This is a genomic window from Amycolatopsis sp. NPDC026612 (assembly GCF_040638285.1).
Taxonomy (GTDB): Bacteria; Actinomycetota; Actinomycetes; order Mycobacteriales; family Pseudonocardiaceae; genus Amycolatopsis.
Genome location: NZ_JBEZYB010000015.1, coordinates 22,843 through 38,189, shown reverse-complemented (window position 1 = coordinate 38,189; position 15,347 = coordinate 22,843). Strand labels below are relative to the sequence as shown.

General features: G+C 73.3%; 13 protein-coding genes. 9 read left to right on the top strand and 4 right to left on the bottom strand.

Features of this window, described 5'->3' with window-relative positions; translation table 11 throughout:
* Position 1 precedes the first annotated feature (1 nt).
* The 5 genes from AB0F15_RS16720 (at position 2) to AB0F15_RS16700 (ending at position 5,170) form a co-directional block, all read left to right on the top strand.
* Positions 2 to 1,627 carry a hypothetical protein gene (locus AB0F15_RS16720; RefSeq protein WP_360270770.1) on the top strand — a complete coding sequence of 542 codons (1,626 nt, stop codon included), beginning with the start codon at positions 2 to 4 and terminating at the stop codon, positions 1,625 to 1,627.
* Positions 1,624 to 1,815, top strand: coding sequence for a hypothetical protein (locus AB0F15_RS16715; protein ID WP_360270768.1), 192 nt, complete (start codon positions 1,624 to 1,626; stop codon positions 1,813 to 1,815). Before AB0F15_RS16720 ends, AB0F15_RS16715 begins: the two co-directional genes overlap by 4 nt.
* A complete protein-coding gene (locus AB0F15_RS16710; RefSeq protein WP_360270767.1) occupies positions 1,812 to 3,332 on the top strand; it encodes an Hsp70 family protein in 1,521 nt (506 codons plus the stop codon). The genes AB0F15_RS16715 and AB0F15_RS16710 overlap by 4 nt, the downstream gene beginning before the upstream one ends.
* A gap of 22 nt (positions 3,333 to 3,354) precedes the next feature.
* Positions 3,355 to 3,987: a vWA domain-containing protein gene (locus tag AB0F15_RS16705; RefSeq protein WP_360270765.1), complete on the top strand. Its 633-nt coding sequence runs from the start codon at positions 3,355 to 3,357 to the stop codon at positions 3,985 to 3,987.
* Between the two features lie 226 nt (positions 3,988 to 4,213).
* Positions 4,214 to 5,170, top strand: a complete 957-nt coding sequence (locus AB0F15_RS16700; protein WP_360270763.1) for a hypothetical protein — start codon at positions 4,214 to 4,216, stop codon at positions 5,168 to 5,170.
* Between the two features lie 4 nt (positions 5,171 to 5,174).
* Here AB0F15_RS16700 and AB0F15_RS16695 read toward each other — a convergent pair whose 3' ends face one another.
* From AB0F15_RS16695 to AB0F15_RS16685, 3 genes are read right to left on the bottom strand one after another with little or no spacing between them, the layout of a single operon-like run.
* Positions 5,175 to 6,785: an Hsp70 family protein gene (locus AB0F15_RS16695; RefSeq protein ID WP_360270762.1), complete on the bottom strand. Its 1,611-nt coding sequence runs from the start codon at positions 6,783 to 6,785 to the stop codon at positions 5,175 to 5,177.
* Positions 6,786 to 6,801: 16 nt separating this feature from the next.
* Entirely contained in the window at positions 6,802 to 10,626 is a 3,825-nt protein-coding gene (locus AB0F15_RS16690) for a CHAT domain-containing protein (RefSeq protein ID WP_360270761.1), read from the bottom strand.
* Positions 10,627 to 10,672: 46 nt separating this feature from the next.
* Positions 10,673 to 10,807, bottom strand: a complete 135-nt coding sequence (locus AB0F15_RS16685) for a hypothetical protein (RefSeq protein ID WP_360270759.1) — start codon at positions 10,805 to 10,807, stop codon at positions 10,673 to 10,675.
* Positions 10,808 to 11,344: 537 nt separating this feature from the next.
* On the opposite strand from AB0F15_RS16685, the gene AB0F15_RS16680 reads away from it, so the two are divergent.
* Positions 11,345 to 12,289, top strand: a complete 945-nt coding sequence (locus tag AB0F15_RS16680; RefSeq protein ID WP_360270757.1) for an MEDS domain-containing protein — start codon at positions 11,345 to 11,347, stop codon at positions 12,287 to 12,289.
* 94 nt (positions 12,290 to 12,383) lie between these two features.
* Here the strand turns inward: AB0F15_RS16680 and AB0F15_RS16675 are convergent, their stop codons facing one another.
* Entirely contained in the window at positions 12,384 to 12,896 is a 513-nt protein-coding gene (locus AB0F15_RS16675) for a helix-turn-helix transcriptional regulator (protein ID WP_360270892.1), read from the bottom strand.
* A gap of 267 nt (positions 12,897 to 13,163) precedes the next feature.
* Between AB0F15_RS16675 and AB0F15_RS16670 the strand changes: the two genes are divergently transcribed.
* From AB0F15_RS16670 to AB0F15_RS16660, 3 genes are read left to right on the top strand one after another with little or no spacing between them, the layout of a single operon-like run.
* Positions 13,164 to 14,183 carry a hydrogenase expression protein HypE gene (locus AB0F15_RS16670; RefSeq protein WP_360270755.1) on the top strand — a complete coding sequence of 340 codons (1,020 nt, stop codon included), beginning with the start codon at positions 13,164 to 13,166 and terminating at the stop codon, positions 14,181 to 14,183.
* Positions 14,180 to 14,707: a NifU family protein gene (locus AB0F15_RS16665; RefSeq protein WP_360270754.1), complete on the top strand. Its 528-nt coding sequence runs from the start codon at positions 14,180 to 14,182 to the stop codon at positions 14,705 to 14,707. The genes AB0F15_RS16670 and AB0F15_RS16665 overlap by 4 nt, the downstream gene beginning before the upstream one ends.
* The gene (locus AB0F15_RS16660) at positions 14,704 to 15,318 is read left to right on the top strand and encodes a DUF5947 family protein (protein ID WP_360270752.1); all 615 of its coding nucleotides are present in this window, start codon (positions 14,704 to 14,706) and stop codon (positions 15,316 to 15,318) included. Before AB0F15_RS16665 ends, AB0F15_RS16660 begins: the two co-directional genes overlap by 4 nt.
* Positions 15,319 to 15,347 lie beyond the last annotated feature (29 nt).

The following is a 15,347-nucleotide window of genomic DNA, read 5'->3' as shown; positions in this document are numbered from 1 at the left end:
GGTGCCGTACATCCTCGGGTTCGTCGCGGCGATCATCGCGTTGTACTTCGTGGTGTGGCTGCTCGTCGCCGGCCTGCTGTGGTTCTTCCTGCCCGCCCTGTCGATCGTGCTGCCCGTGGCCGCCGCGGCGGGGGCGCTGCTGGCGTGCGGCTCGGCCCTGCTGACGCTCACCGGCCGGCGGACGCCGCCCGAGACCGTCACCCCGGACCGCGTCACCGCCGGCGCGACCCGCCTGCGCCGGCCCCGGGGGAACAGCCCGTTCGCGCGGGACCGCGCGTGGCCCGCGTACTTCAGCGCGCAGGCGCACGCCGACCTCGGGCAGGTCTGGCGGTCCGACGCCACCCTCCTCTCGGACGGCTGGCGCTGGATCGGCGACGTCTTCCGGCGCTCGTGGCCCGGCCGGGCGGCGGTGGCGTTCGTCCTCGCCCCCGGATGGCTCGCCGTGAGCGCGGGCGCGCTGGCCGCCACCGCGGTGATCGTCGGGGTGGGGGTGGCGCTGCTGTTCGTCCTGTGGGCCCTGTGGGCGGTGCCGACGGGCCTGCTGCGCACGGCCGACCAGCTCGTCCGCCGGGCGCGCGGGGCGAGCGGGAGCTGCCCGGCGTGCTACCACGTCACCCAGCTGCCGGTGTTCGCCTGCCCGGGCTGCGGGGAGATCCACCGCGACGTCCGGCCGGGCCGGCTGGGCGGGCTCTGGCGGCGGTGCGGCTGCGGGCACGTGCTCCCGACGTCGGTCGTGCGCGCCGCGCGGAAGATCCCGCCGCGTTGCCCGCGCTGCCTCGAGCTCCTGCGTGACGGGGCGGCGTTGGTCACCGACGTCCGGCTGCCGGTGTTCGGGCCGGTTTCGGCGGGCAAGACCCGGCTCGTCTACACCGGTCTGCTCGCGGTGCGCGACCGGGTTGCCGCGGACGGCGGGGAGATCGAGTTCGTCGACGAAGACAGCCGTCAGACGTTCGACAACGCGGTGTCGCTCCTCGGTGCCGGCGGCGACACGGTGAAGACGCCGGCGGGGGAGCTGCCGCCGGCGGTCACCGTCCGGTACACCGCCGGACGGCGGCGCGCGCTGCTGCACCTGTTCGACGCTGCGGGGGAGTTCTACGCCGACCGCGACGACAACACCGAACTCGAGTTCCTCGACCACGCGCAGGGCCTGGTGTTCGTGGTGGACCCGTTCTCCCTGCCGTGGGTGCGCGACCAGCTCGACGGCGGCTCGTCCGTGCTGGCCGAGGCGAACCCGGCCGCCGAGGCGCCCGAGTACGTCTACCACCTGACGGCGAAACGCCTCCAGGACTACCGGGTGGACACCCGCCGGCAGCGGCTCGCCGTGACGGTGGTCAAGGCGGACCTGCTGGCCGGCCTTCCCCCGGCGGACGACCTCACCCCGGACCGCGTCCGGGCCTGGCTGGAGCGGGCCGGCCTGGACAACCTCGTCCTCGCGGCCGAACGCGATTTCCGCGAGGTCCGCTACTTCCTGGTCGCCTCCCTCGCCGACCTGCGGGCCGGCGACCCGCGGTCGCCGGCCGCGCCGCTCGCGTGGCTCTCGGCCGGCGCCGGGCTCCGGCTGTGGGCCGACCCGGCGGACGCCTCGCCTCGCGGCGAACCGGACAAGGAACCGGAGGAAGCGGTATGAAGGCGTTCAAGGCGTTGCCGCCCGCCTACGCGACCTATCGCGTGGTGCTGATCGTGGTCGTGCTGGCGCTGCTCGCCGTGACGGCCCTGCTCGTCGCCGGCGCGTTCCCCGAGTGGTGGCAGGAAGTGCTGTCCTGGGCCGGGCGGCTGCGCCAGGCCTGGACCGACCTGGGGTGGAGTCCGGTGTGATCCTCGGAATCGACCTCGGCACCACGTTCTCGGCCGTCGCCGCGGTGGGCGCGGACGGGCAACCGGAAGTGCTGCCGAACCTGCTGGGCGAACCGGCGACGCCGTCGGTGGTGTACTTCGCCTCGGCCACCGAGGCGCTCGTCGGCGCCACGGCCCGCACCACCGGGGCGGCCGACCCGGACAACGCGGTGGCGCTCGTCAAACGGCGGATGGGCGAGGAGTTCGAGCTGCTCTTCCACGACGTCGCGCACACGCCGGAGTCCGTGTCGGCGCTGATCCTGCGGAGCCTGGTCCAGGACGCGCGCCGCCACTTGGGCGTCGGGGCGGGCGAAGCGGTCCGGGCGGTCGTCACGGTCCCGGCCTACTTCGGGGCGCGGGAACGGGAAGCGACCTTCCAAGCGGCGCGGCTGGCCGGGATCGAAGTGCTGGAGCTGCTCAGCGAACCGGTCGCGGCCGCGCTGCACTACGGCGTCACCGCGCGGCCCGGCAGTGTCGTGCTCGTGTACGACCTCGGCGGCGGCACGTTCGACACGACGGTGCTGCGCGTCGGCCGGGACGGCGCCCAGGTCGTGGTGACCGACGGGGACAGCCGGCTCGGCGGCGCCGACTGGGACGACCGGATCGCGGACTTCCTCGTCGAAAGCTTCACCAAGGCGGCGCCCGGCATCGACCCGTACGACGACGACGATTTCCCGCACGAGGTGCGCGCGACCGCCGAGCAGGTCAAGAAGGACCTGAGCGAGCGGACGGCCCGGCCGGTTTCCCTGTGCTGCGCGGGGCGGCGGGTGACGGTGCCGTTCGACCGGGCGGCGCTGGAACGGCTCGGCGCCGACCTGGTCGAGCGCACGCTCGCGATCGTCGAGCGGGTGCTGTCCGCCGCCGCGGACAAGGGAGTCCTCCGCGTCCACGAGGTCGTGCTGGTCGGCGGCTCGAGCCGGATGCCGGCCGTCGCGGCGGCGATCGAGGCCCGGCTGGGCCGGCGGCCCCGGCTCGTGGACCCCGACCACGCCGTCGTCCGCGGGGCGGCGATCCGGGCCGCCGAGCTGGCCGGCGACGCCCGGACCCGCCGCGCGACGCGGTCGGTGGTGCCGCGCAGCTTCGGCATCCTGGTCGAGGACAGCCACGACCCGAGCGGCACGCGGCAGGCGGTGGTCCACGTGGTGCACCGCAACTCGCCGTTGCCGGCGACGGCGACGGCCGCCTTCTGCACGGTGGCCGACCAGCAGGACGCCGTGCGCGTGCAGGTTTACGAGCAGGCGGGCGGCTTGCCGTCGGCCGAGGTGGCCGACAACCGCCGCGTGCTCGACGGCGAGCTCACCGGCCTGCCGCCGCTGGCGGCCGGTTCCCGGATCGAAGTCACCCTGCGGGTCGACGAGGACGGGCTGCTCGGCGTCACCGCGAAGGACCCGGGAAGCGGCCGGGTGCTCGAACTCGAGGCGTACATCGACGGTGTGGTCGACGCCGAGTCGACCCGGCGGCTGGCCGGTTCCCTCGGCGCTCTCACCGTCCGGCAATGACGGCCGGGGAGGAGAGGACGCGATGAGCGAATGGGTCCGCAAGCGGTTCGAGGGCGCCGGGCTGACGCAATCGCCGCCGGGACCGCATTTCGCGGCGCTGCAGGCGAAGTACCGGTCGACGGTGCTGCTGTGCCTCGACGTCAGCGGCTCGATGGCGGGTTCCCGGCTGACGGAGGCGATCGCGGGTGGCGAGCAGTTCCTGGCCGAGGCCTTCGCGGCCCGGTACGACTGCGGGCTGGTGCTGTGGCACCACGACGTCGCCGGGTACGTGCCGCCGGGCGCGTCCCGGGCGGCGTTGACCGACCGCCTCGGCGAGGCGTTCTCGCACGGCGGGACGGACCTGGTGCCCACCCTCGAACTGGCCGGCCGTGACCTGGCCCCGTTGCCGGGCGACCGGGTGCTGTGCGTCTTCGGCGACGGAGACGTGGGCAACCCCGAGCGGGCGAAGGAGCTGGCCCGCGCACTGTGCGCGGCGGGCGTCCGGATCATCGTGCGCGGGCTCGGAACGGGAGCGACGTCGGCGTTGTCGGTACTGGCCTGCCCGGGACAGCGGGACGAGCGCCGGCTGATCGCGGACGAGAAGTCGATCCGCACGGGCATCGCCTCGATGGCCACGGGCCTCACCAAAGCCGCGCGGCGGGGAACGGAGGGCTGATGTTGCCGATTCCGTTTCCGCCGCCGTCTCCCTTGCCCACGACCGTCTGGATGTGCCCGCACGAGCACTGCGAGCACCGGGAACGGGGCTACCCGGACGCGCCGCTCGGCGACGGCATCTGCCCGAAGAAGACGACACCGGCGCATCCGCGGCGGCGGCTCGTTCTCCCGACCGATCGCGACGCCGGTCCGGGCGGTCGCGGCTTGCGCAGGCCGCAGGAGGGCCGATGACCAAGTTCCTCACGGAGTTGCTCAGCCCGTTCGCCGGCCGGCTGCTGGCGGCCGTTTCCCTGGCTTCGACGGTGTTCTGGATCGTGGGACTGGTGATCTTCTGGCGGTGCCACCCCCAGCCGATGCCGGCCTGCCCGAGCGGTGGCCGCGACCTGTGTGGTGTCCTTTCCGGACACTGGTCCTCGGCGCTGCTGCCCGGTTTGCTGTTCTTCGGTGGCGTGCTCCTCGTCTCGGCGGTCATCCTCTCCTTCCCGCGCTGGACGCTCGGGCTGCTGTGCGGCCGGGGTTGGTGGTGGCGAAGACCGGGTGGGAAGTTCCAGCGGATCGCGCGGACCCACCACGCCGATCTGGCCAAGGGTGGACGGCCGAATCGCGTCCGCTGGTACCCGCAAGGTGTTCCCCACGGCAAGGCCTTCGCCGCGCTCGCCCAGCTGGACGACGTTCCGCTCGAGTCGACGCGGCTGGCCAATGTCTTCGCGGCCGTGCAGCACCGGATCCGGCTGCGGCACGGCCTGCGTGTGGACAGCTGCCAGTGGTTGTTGCTGGCGGTCATGCCGACGGAGAAGCGAGCCGAGTTGGAGGCGCTCTCGGGGGCGGTTCTTCGCCGGGTGCACGCTTGGGAGTGGTTCCTGCTGACTGCGGCCTGGGCGTTCTTCCTGCCCGGCACGGCGGCCAAGGCGGGCTGGGTGGCCGTCTGCGTGCTGGCCGCGCACTGGGCCTACCGGGAGATCTGCCGGGCTTCCGCCGACTATTGCGAGGTGCTCGAGGTGGCGGTCCTGACGAACCGGCCCGCACTCTACCGCGCGGTCGGCTTTCCGATGCCGAAGTCCACCGCCGACGACCGGCACAAGGGGGCGAAGCTGTCCGACTACCTCGATCGGCGAGCCAAGGTCGACATGGTCCTGCGCTGGCCGGAACACGGCGGGGACGGCAAGCTCGAATCCTTCTGGTGACCGCCTAGCCCTGGACCTCGTGCCGCGCGATGTCCGTGCGGGCCTTCTGGACCGCGGCCGCGTCCATGCCGCCGATCTGGAGGTCGAAGCGGACCTCGGCGCCCGAGGTCGGCTCGACCGCGTGCACCGTCAGGGTTCCCGTCTCCGACATGAAGAACGTCACCTCGAACGGGGAGCCCGCCGGGCGGGGCGGGAGGTTGCGCAGGCGGCCGCGGCCGATGCGGACGTTCTCCGACAGTTCCTCCGACTCGAACTCGCCGGTCTGTTCCCAGACTTCGATCTCGACCATCCGCTGCTTGTCGACCGCCACCGCGAACGGGTACGGGCCCGAGTCCGCGGGCAGCGGGGTGTTGGCCGGCAACAGGTGCGCGATCATCTTGCGCGCCCGCAGCGGGTCGGTGAGGGCACGCGGGTCGCTCGCGTCGACCGCCATCACGCCGAACGCCTTCGGCACCACGCCCGTCACCTTCTTCGTGGCCAGGCTCTCCACCTGGTCGGTGCTCAGCCCGAGCTGGTCGGCGACGCGGTGCGCGGTCACGCCGTCCTGGACCCGGCGCAGCACGGCGTAGAGGGCCGCGCCCTTCGCGACCGCGACCTCGGGCTCGTGCAGCCGGCCGCGCAGGCCCAGTCTCCGCTCGAGCCGGTCCGCCACCGCCGGCATCTTCGCCATGCCGCCGACCAGGATGACGTCGTCGAACGTCGTCACCCCGTGGGCCTTCGCGGTGGCGACGGTCTGCTCGGTGACGTCCACGACGCGGTCCAGCAGGTCGGCGGTGAGCTCCTCCAGCTTCGCCCGGGTCAGTTCGACGCGGGTGACCGCGCCCCCGAACCGCAGCGCCGCCCGGCGGGCTTCGGCGCTGCTCAGGTCCTTCTTCAGTTTTTCGGCGGTGGTCGCGAGGTCCTGCAGGAACGCCTCGTCCTGGGTGGGGTCGAGGTCCGGGTGCTCGTCGGTGAAGCAGGACAACAGGTGCGCGCGGACGCGCTGGTCCCAGTCCGCCCCGCCGAGCCGGCCGTCGCCGCCGGTGCACACCGTGCGCACGTCGTCGCCGTCGAGGCGGATGACCGAAGTGTCGAAGGTGCCGCCGCCGAGGTCGCAGACCAGCAGGTGGCGGACGCCGGTGCCGGTGTGCAGGGTCTGGTAGTGCAGCGCGGCGGCGACCGGCTCGGGCAGGACGTCGAGCACCCGCAGCCCGGCGATCTTGCCGGCCTGCCGGGTCGCTTCCTTCTGCGCCACCCCGAAGTACGCGGGGACGGTGATCACGACGTCCTCGACCCGCTGCCCGGTGTTCTCCTGCACGGACCGGACCAGCTCCCGCAGGACCAGCGCGCCGACCTCCTCCGGCGAGTAGGTCTGGCCGTGGTAGGTCCCGGCGACGTCGCTGACGCCGATCAGCCGTTTCGTCAGCTGGGCGACCAGGTGCGGGGTGAGCACGGCCGCGTGCTTCGCCGAAGTTCCCACCGTGACGCGCTTTCCGGGCTCGAAGTACACCACCGACGGGGTGGTCTCGTCGCCGAGGGAGTTCCGGATGACGACGGCCTTCCCCGCTTCGTCCACCGACGCGATGCACGAATGCGTGGTGCCGAGGTCGATCCCGAACGTCGTCTCCACCGGCATTCCGCCACCTTTCCGGTCACAGGCCCTGGTATGTGAACGCGGCCCAGGCGCCGATCGTTTCATGGCCGGGCCGCCGCTCCTCACCGGACGGCAGCCCGGTGATCCGCCGGGGCAGCCGCCGGCCCGGGTCCAGCATCCACAGCTGCGCCGCGCGCAACGCGGTGGACGGCTCGGGGTAGCCCGAGTTGAGGTAGTGGTGGAACACCACCATGAACAGCGCGGTCCGGCGGTCTTCGACCGGCCACCGGGTCCCGACCACGCCCCCCGCGCCGCCGGCGAGGAACGCGGTCGCCAGTGTCAGCGCCTCGTCCGGGGAACTGCCCGTCAGGTCGCTCGCGCAGGCGGCGAGGACGACGAGGGCCCCGGGCCGGCCGGGCGGGCGGGCGGCCGCCTGGCGCAGGATCCGGCGCACGGACAGCTGCGCGCCGCCGGCGAGCTGGAGGTAGGAGTCGATCGGCGGGTCGGTCCGGCGGGCGTGGCAGCTCAGGTGCAGCAGCGACGCGCCGGCGGAGCCGGCCCGCGGAAGCCGGTCGAGCACCTGGGCGGGAGTGGGCGGCTCGCCGTCGCCGAAGTCGGCGTCCGGGTAGAAGTTCCGCAGCTCCCGGACTTCCTGCCGGCTCCACTCCAGGTCGTCGGCCGCGGCGACGAGCGCGGGCGCCTCGGACCAGCGGCGCGGTCCCCGCCGGCACGCGTCGACGAATTGCCGCGCGGACGCGGCGTAGGTGATGATCGCGTCCTGGCAGGCGTAGCGGACACCGTCGCCGGCCGCACGCCGCGCCGCGTGCCAGGGCACCCCGCCCAGCCGTCCCACCGGGGCGAGGATCAGGCGCAGCACGCCCCGGCGTCCGGACGGGGGAACGGCGTCGAGGATCGGCCCGATCGCCGCCCGCCACGCCCACCCGGCGAGCTCGCCCGCGGCGTCGTCCCACCGGCGCCGGGCGCGCTCCCCGGTGACGTCGGTGCGGTCGAACCGCTGCAGGGCCCGTTGCGCGCGTTCGAACTGCTCGACCGGCCCGTTGCGGGTGACGGCGAGGTGCGGCAGCGCGAGTTCGCGGGCCGGCCCCCGGTCCGGCACGATCACGGCGTAGCCGGTACCCGCGTCCCTCGGGACGAGGTAGACCAGCGCGGCGGCGCCGACGCCGCGGAGTGCGGCGGAGATGTCCGCGACGGTGGGCGGGGCCAGCAGGCGGCGCTCGGTTTCGGTGCCTTCGACGGCCTGCAGCACTTCGCGGCGCAAGGTGTCGGGGACGCTCATGGCCGCCACCGGGCCGGCGAACGCGGCGGCGGCGGAATCCTCGCCCGGCTGGGCCGCCCAGCGCTCGGCCAGCTCCGGGTGACCGGCCTCCCGCAGCAGCGCGGCCGTGTCGGCCTCGACGGTCGCCGAGTGCAGCACCATGGCCCGCCCCAGTTCGAGGGCGTGGGCCGCGGCCGGGACGTCGCCCGCGGCGAGGCACCAGCGGGCGACCGCGACGGCTTCGCCCTCGGCGCGCAGGGCGGTGTTGAGCGCGTGCGCCGTAGTGGTCTGGACCAGCACGTCCTGCATCCGCGCGCGCAGCCCGTCGAGGCCGGCTTCGACGGCGCGGACGTGGTCGCGGCGCGCGCGGTCCCCGCGGGCGTGGTAGCTCTCGCCGAGCGTGTTGTACAGCGCGGCGGTGTCGCTCAGCCCCGGTTCGCCGAGGGCGAGCAGCCGGCCTTCTTCGAGCCAGACGATCGAGTCGTCGATGTCCCGCGGCCGCCGCCAGTAGGCGTACCGGACCCGCAGGGCGAAACCGAGCGACCCGAGGTGCATGAGCCGTTCCCCGAGGAACTCCGAGGGCTGCCGGCACTCTTCGGTCAGCAACGCGATCGCCGCGCTGATCCGGGTTTCGTCCCGTTCGGCGATGCCGACGCCGAGGTGGGCCATGGCCGCCTCGGACCGCGAGCCGAACAGGCTCTCGTCGCCCGGGGCTCCGACGGCGTCGGCCGCGGCCCGGAACGCGTCCAGGGCCGGGCCTCTTGTGGGGAAGCCGGGCTCCTTGCCCGTCAGGGAGCTGCGCACCATCGTCAAGACCGGCCGCAGCCGGCTCCAGTCGTAGACCCGCCACTGGTCCGCCGGAATCGACTCCACGACCTCGTCGAGCTCGTCCAGCAGCTCGTCGAGCTTCCCGGCGGTCAGGCCGGTTTGGCCGGCGAGCGCGCCGACGATGCTCGTGATGCGCGCCATCCAGGCCGTCGCCGGGGGTACGTCACCCGCCGGGGAGCCCTCCGGTCCCGCTTCGCCCGCGAAGAGCTGCAGGGCCTCCAGGTCGCCGAGATCGCGCGTGATGAGGTAGCGCTGCGCGAGCAGGGCGCCGATCTGCGGGGCCAGCAGGGGATGCAGTTCGTGGTCCGGAGGCAGCTGGGCCGAGGCCTGCTGGACGCGGGCGATGGCGCTGTTCATCAGCGCGGTGTCGTGGGCGGAGATGGCCTGCACCGCTTCGACCCAGGCCGAGATCAGGGACAGCACGCCCGCATCGGACGGCGAGGCCGCCGGCCGGTCCCTGGCCCGCTCCAGCACGTCCCGGACGCGGTGCAGGCCGGTCATGGACTTTTCCCGCACGGCGTGGTGGACCCCCGCGACCGCGAGGGAGCAGAGATTGCGTGTCCGGGCCGGGTGGTCGGGCAGCTCGGCCAGCACCCGTTCCAGCCGCGCGATGGTCGACTCCAGGTCCTCCCCGGACGACAACGACTCCCGCGACTGCACCGGCGCGATTTCGCCGATCAGGTCCCGGAGCATCGGGGCCACCGGGTGCCCGGTGAGCCGGCCGAGGGCGTCGAGCATTTCGTCGACGGGGGTGACCGGCGCCGGGTCCGCGCCGGTCAGCCGGTCGCGCACGACGTCGAGGGCGGCGCCGGTCGCCGACAGCAGAGCCGAGCTCGCCGAATCGGGCGCTTCGTCCTGCTGCGCTTCCGCCAGGAACTCGGTCGCCGCCCGGACCTCGTCGGCGGTCACGGTGGCGGAAGCCCCGCTGAACTTGGCCATCGCGCGCATCCCGCCGATGAGCGTCGCCATCGGTCCCGCCGTCGTTTCGGGCGACACCGCGTCCAGGTGCGCCAGCGCCACGCCGAGCCGCTCACCGACCGCCGCGTGCACGCCGTCGGACCGGGCGGCCTCGACGGCTTCGGGGCTGACGCCCGCCGGCCCGGTGCGCAGCTCCCGCGGGAGCGCGGCGCCCAGCGCGAGCTGGGCGAGGAACAGCCGGGCGACGTCCTTCGCGTTCGTCGCGGCCGCCGGATCCTCCGTGATCGCCGTGAGCTCCCGCACCGCTTCGGCGTGGTCCTCGGCGTCACCGCCGGCACCCAGGTAGCGGGCCGCCCGCAGCAGGCCGTGCCGGAAGGACGTCAGCCGCTCGAGGTCCGGCCCCGACGCCGCGGCGGCGGGGCTTCCGGTGGCCAGCGCCTCGAGCGCGTCGTCCAGCTCGGACGACGACCACGCGCCGTTCTGCAGGATGCGGTGGGACGCGAGCAGGCCCAGGCGCAGTGCGGCGTCCGAGCCGACGGCCTCGTCGACGGGCAGCGCCCGGACCTCCCGGAACGCGGTGATGGCCTGCTCGCGGTGGTGGTCGCCGACCGGCCCTTCCGCGGCCGCCGCGTGCTCGAAGAGGTCGAGGTGCGCAAGACCCTGGAGGTAGCGCACGTGCGCGAAAGCGGTCGAGTCGCCTTCTTCGGCGAACCTCTCCACCAGCACCCCGCCGAGTTCGACGACCTCGGCGAGGGCTTCGCGCGAGCCTTCCGTGCTCCGGGTCACCGCGTCGTCGAACGCCGCGACCCGCGCGCCGAACTCCGGATCGCCCTCGCTGTGGTCGTCGTCACCCGTGGTCATCGCCGGGAACTCTACCGACGAGCCGGCCGGGTCGGGACTGTGCTGGTCAGGTCGCGCCGCCGAGCATCGCTGCGGTTTGCCGGCCCTTCGCCTGGTTGTCCGCGACAGAGGGCCGCAGCTGCTTTTCGTACGCGGCGAAGGCGGCCCTGGGCCGGCTGCTCGACCGCGCGATGGACTCCATCGGCTCCGGCTTGCCTGAGCGGTAGCAAGAAAGCCACGGGCGCCTCCAGCTGCCCCGAGGAATCCGCCGGGTTTCCGGCCGTCCGCTGCGACGATCGTTTTCGCCGGTTCCACCGCCCGGCGGCGCTGACTTTCCGGCAATCCGCATACCCCGTCCGGAATGGTGACTAATTGTTTCCTCGCCGGGGGCGCGAGATTGTTCCCGGCCACTTTCGTCGAGGTTCGGACAGTACTGTCGGCCACGCTGGCGGGCCGGACACATCTGGCCCGAGATCCCTGTGGCACACGGGTTTCGGCTGGCCCTGACCAGTCCTTGCGGTGACGGTTGTGTCTGCCGCGGGGCAGGGGGTGGCAAATGCTCCGAACGGGTGCAATAGATTCATCGCGTGATAGCTGAGCCGAGCTTTTGCGGGTACGCTCCCAGCGGTCTGCACGCGTTCCCTGCGGAAACGCGATCGAATGGACAACCGGTGAAGAAATCCTCAGGAGGCTCGGTGTGCGTAACACCCCAGTAGCTGTTGCCGCCCCGGAAAGAGCGGTGAAGCCGGTCTTCCGGCACCAGGGCTGCCTCTACGGCAGCGACGCCGAGTTCCTCGCGATGGCCGTTCCGTTCGCGGAGGACGGGCTGTGCCGGGGTGAGCCGGTGCTGGTCACCACGACGGCGGCCAACCTCGAACTGCTGCACGAGGTGATGGGCGCGAAGGCCGACCGGATCGCCTTCGCGGAGTCGGACTACTTCGGCCGGCGGCCCTCGCAGCTGGCCGGCGCGCTGCACCGCTACTGGGACCGCCACCGGACCACCGCGCCGACCGGCGCGGTCCGCATCCTCGCCGAATCTGCCCGGGCCGGCGGCTCCGGCGACGAAGCCGCCTGGCAGCTGGCCGAGGCGGAGTTCAACGTGGCGCTGACGGGTACCCGGATCTGGATGATCTGTCCCTACGACACCAGGACCACCGGTCCCGGGGTGGCCGAGGTGGCGCGCCGCACGCATCCCGAGTACGTCGTGGACGGCGACATCCGGCCGTCCGCGCAGTTCAGGGCCCCCGAGGAGGCGGCCGGACCCGTGGTGGCCACGCCGTCGCGCACCGCCGAGGACCTCTTCCGCTTCGAGGGCGACCTGGTCGCCGTGCGGCGCTACGTGCTGGAGCGGGCGAGCGCCCTGCTGCGGTCCGAGGACACCGCGACGCTGTTCGGCATCGCCGTCGGCGAGGCCATGGTCTACCTGCTCGAGCACGGCATCGAACGGGCAGCCGTGTGGGTGCGGCCGGCGGCGGGCCGGGTGGTGTGCACGCTGCACAGCGAACGGCCCGTCGACGGCCCGGCGTTCTACGGGCCCCGGGCTGCTGCCCGTCCCGGCACCACGTTGTGGATGACCGACCAGATCTGCGAGTGGCTCGACGTCAGCTCCGACACGGCCGGCTGCACCATCGAGCTGGCCATGCGGGAACGGCCCGCCGGTGGGGCGCACCCGGCCCGGCGCTAGCGAGCAGGGTGTGGAGCTGGGGAAGAGCCGGCCCCGGTAGGGCCGGGTTCCGGCAAAGCCGCGAGTCAGCTGTCCGGCCGGACACATCTGTCCGTCAGTGCAACCGGACGTCGCCGAAGCGGTCTTCGATGCGGCGCAGATCGCGTAGCCGGGGCTCGGTCTGGCCGCCGAGCCAGCGGTTCATCGTTTTCGGGGACACCTCCAGTTCTTCGGCAGCGGTCTCCTTCGTGATCCCGCGGCTGCGCAGTGCTTCGGCCAGCCACTCGGCGAAGCTGGCGGCGGACGCGTCCGGTCCGGCCGGCTGCGGCGGCACCGGGGGCGGCGCTTTGTCGCGGGACGGGAGCACGTCGAACTCGACGCGCTGGGGATATCTCCGGCAGGAGACCTCGAGCACGCCGGCCGGGCCGGCCGCGGTCAGCAGGGCCCGGAGGATCGTGTTGCCCACGTCGCGCTCTTCGGCTTCGGCGAGCGGCGCACCCGCGAGGCACTCCTGGACGAATTCCCGGATTCCCGGAACGGCGGACGGGCGGGCAGGAAAGATCTTCGTGATGATTTCGACCGGGACGACCTCGATCGAATTGCCGGCTGACCGGCCCGCCGATTCCATCACGATCAATACCCCTTCCGCTGGGAGGCCAGTGTAGTCGTCCGCGCGATTTCCGGCTGCCCTCCGAACGCGGAAGTGCCGGCGGCCCGTATTGTCCGCCGGCCGGGCGCAGCTGTGTCCGGGACGCCGGCACGTCAGTCTTGCCGCTGCTGCCGGACGGGTCTACGGTAGGCGTCCTTCGGGCCGGTCATCCCGGGGGACGGCCCGTCTCCGAGGAGGAACTGCCGACCTCGCGCGCGGCCGGCGGCCGCAGGGAAGGTGTCATCGATGGTCAGGGCCCCGCAGACCGGCAACGGCCCGGCGGCCGACTCCGGGAACAATCCACCGACTGTCCATATTCTGTGGATGAATGGCGGGCTGAGCTGTGACGGAGAATCGGTCGCGCTGACCGCGGCCACTCAGCCCAGTATCGAAGAGATCGTTCTCGGCGGTCTCCCCGGGCTGCCCGAGGTGGCCATGCACTGGCCGTTCCTCGATTTCCACAGCGGACCCGACGGGGGTTCCGACAGCTTCATCGAATGGTGGCACCGCGCGGACCGTGGCGAGCTCGAGCCGTTCATCCTGATCGTCGAGGGTTCGATCGCCGACGAGACGAACAAGGCCGAGGGCTACTGGTGCGGGTTCGGCACCGACCCCGCGACCGGCCAGCCCGTGACGGCGAGCGAGTGGCTCGACCGGCTGGCCCCCAAGGCGATGGCGATCCTGGCCGTCGGCACCTGCGCGAGCTACGGCGGCGTGCACGCCATGGCCGGCAACCCCACCGGAGCGATGGGCGTGCCCGAGTACCTGGGCCGGGACTGGCGGTCGTGGGCCGGGCTGCCCATCGTGTGCGTGCCGGGGTGCCCGGTCCAGCCGGACAACCTCTCGGAGACCATCCTGCACCTGCTGTTCCAGGTGGCCGGGCAGGCACCGGAGATCGACGTCGACGAGGCCTTGCGTCCGAAGTGGCTGTTCTCCAACACCGTCCACGAAGGGTGCGATCGGGCCGGGTACTACGAGCAGGACGAGTTCGCCGATCAGCACGGTTCGCCCAAGTGCCTGGTCAAGCTGGGCTGCTGGGGCCAGGTGGTCAAGTGCAACGTGCCCAAGCGGGGCTGGATCAACGGCGTCGGCGGGTGCCCGAACGTCGGGGGCATCTGCATCGGCTGCACGATGCCGGGCTTCCCGGACAAGTTCATGCCGTTCATGGAGGACCCGGCCGCCACCGGCGGCCCGACGGCGGCGAGCAGCGTGTCCGGGTCCGCGATCCGCATCCTGCGCGAGATCCGGACGGCGGCGGACCGGTGAGCGTGCCCGGCGACCCCGCTGTCCCGAGCCCCGGAGAACGCCTCGAGACACTTCTGGACGCTCTGCTCGCCGGGCCGAACCGGCGGCCCGCCGAAGAGATCGTCCGGCAGCTGACGGACCTGCACGGCGAAGGCCTGACCCGGATCGTCGGCACCCTGCGCGAGCACGCCCCGGCGTCGGTGGGGGCGATCGCCGCCGACGAAGTCGTCGCAAGCCTGCTGATGCTCCACGACCTGCACCCCCTCGACGCGCAGGCGCGGATCCTGCGGGCTCTGGACCGGATCCGCCCGCAGGTGGGTGCGGTCGGGTACCTGGACACCGACGACGGCGTGGTCCGGCTGAGCCTGGGCGCGAGCCGTGGCTGCTCGTCCGCGGCGCGCACGGCTCGGGCGACGGTCGAAGCCGCCGTCCGGGACGCCGCTCCGGAGATCACCGGCGTCGAGATCGTCGCCGAAGCCGTCCCGGCGCTGTACCAGATCGGGATGGGACCACCCGGCGCCGCAGCGGAAGGGAGAGCGTCATGAGTGTCCACCCCGGATCCACGCATCTCGCGTTCGTCCGGGACCGCCGCTCGGCGCGGCAGGAGCGGTGTGAGCTGTGCGGGACACCGGTGGCCGCGCGGCACGGCCACGTGGTCGACACCGGCCGCCGTGGCCTGCTGTGCTCGTGCCGTGCGTGCTTCCTGCTGTTCACCCGGTGCCCGACGGGAGAAGTGCGGTACCGGGCGGTACCGGAGCGCTACCTGTGGGACCCCCGGCGCCCGCTCGCCCGCCTCGGGTGGCGCGGGCTCGGGATCCCGGCCCGCTTCGCGTTCTTCGTCCACTTCGGCACCCGCGTCACCGCGTTCCAGCCCGGACCGGCCGGCGCGGCCGAGACGACCCTGCCCCCCGGCCTCTGGGCGGAGCTCGCCGCGGCGCACCCGCTGCTGGCCACGGCCGAGCCGGACGTCGAGGGGATCGTGTTCCGCGGGGGTGAGCGCGGCACGGACTGCTTCCTCGTGCCCGTCGACGAGTGCTATCGGCTGGCCGGCGTGGTCCGCCGGTACTGGACCGGCGGCGACGGCGGCCCCGAGATGCACGAACGCGTCGGCGAGCTGTTCGCGGAGATCGGCCAGCGGGCCCGGCCCCTGCGGTAGCGACTCCGGGTGACTCGGGCGCAGACTGG

Excerpts from the sequence above, each read along its gene's own strand:
- AB0F15_RS16685 (WP_360270759.1), bottom strand. The coding sequence starts at position 10,807 with ATGGAGTCCATCGCGCGGTCGAGCAGCCGGCCCAGGGCCGCCTTCGCC.
- AB0F15_RS16670 (WP_360270755.1), top strand. The coding sequence starts at position 13,164 with ATGGTCAGGGCCCCGCAGACCGGCAACGGCCCGGCGGCCGACTCCGGG.
- AB0F15_RS16675 (WP_360270892.1), bottom strand. The coding sequence starts at position 12,896 with ATGGAATCGGCGGGCCGGTCAGCCGGCAATTCGATCGAGGTCGTCCCG.
- AB0F15_RS16660 (WP_360270752.1), top strand. The coding sequence starts at position 14,704 with ATGAGTGTCCACCCCGGATCCACGCATCTCGCGTTCGTCCGGGACCGC.
- AB0F15_RS16695 (WP_360270762.1), bottom strand. The coding sequence starts at position 6,785 with ATGCCGGTGGAGACGACGTTCGGGATCGACCTCGGCACCACGCATTCG.
- AB0F15_RS16690 (WP_360270761.1), bottom strand. The coding sequence starts at position 10,626 with ATGACCACGGGTGACGACGACCACAGCGAGGGCGATCCGGAGTTCGGC.
- AB0F15_RS16700 (WP_360270763.1), top strand. The coding sequence starts at position 4,214 with ATGACCAAGTTCCTCACGGAGTTGCTCAGCCCGTTCGCCGGCCGGCTG.
- AB0F15_RS16705 (WP_360270765.1), top strand. The coding sequence starts at position 3,355 with ATGAGCGAATGGGTCCGCAAGCGGTTCGAGGGCGCCGGGCTGACGCAA.
- AB0F15_RS16715 (WP_360270768.1), top strand. The coding sequence starts at position 1,624 with ATGAAGGCGTTCAAGGCGTTGCCGCCCGCCTACGCGACCTATCGCGTG.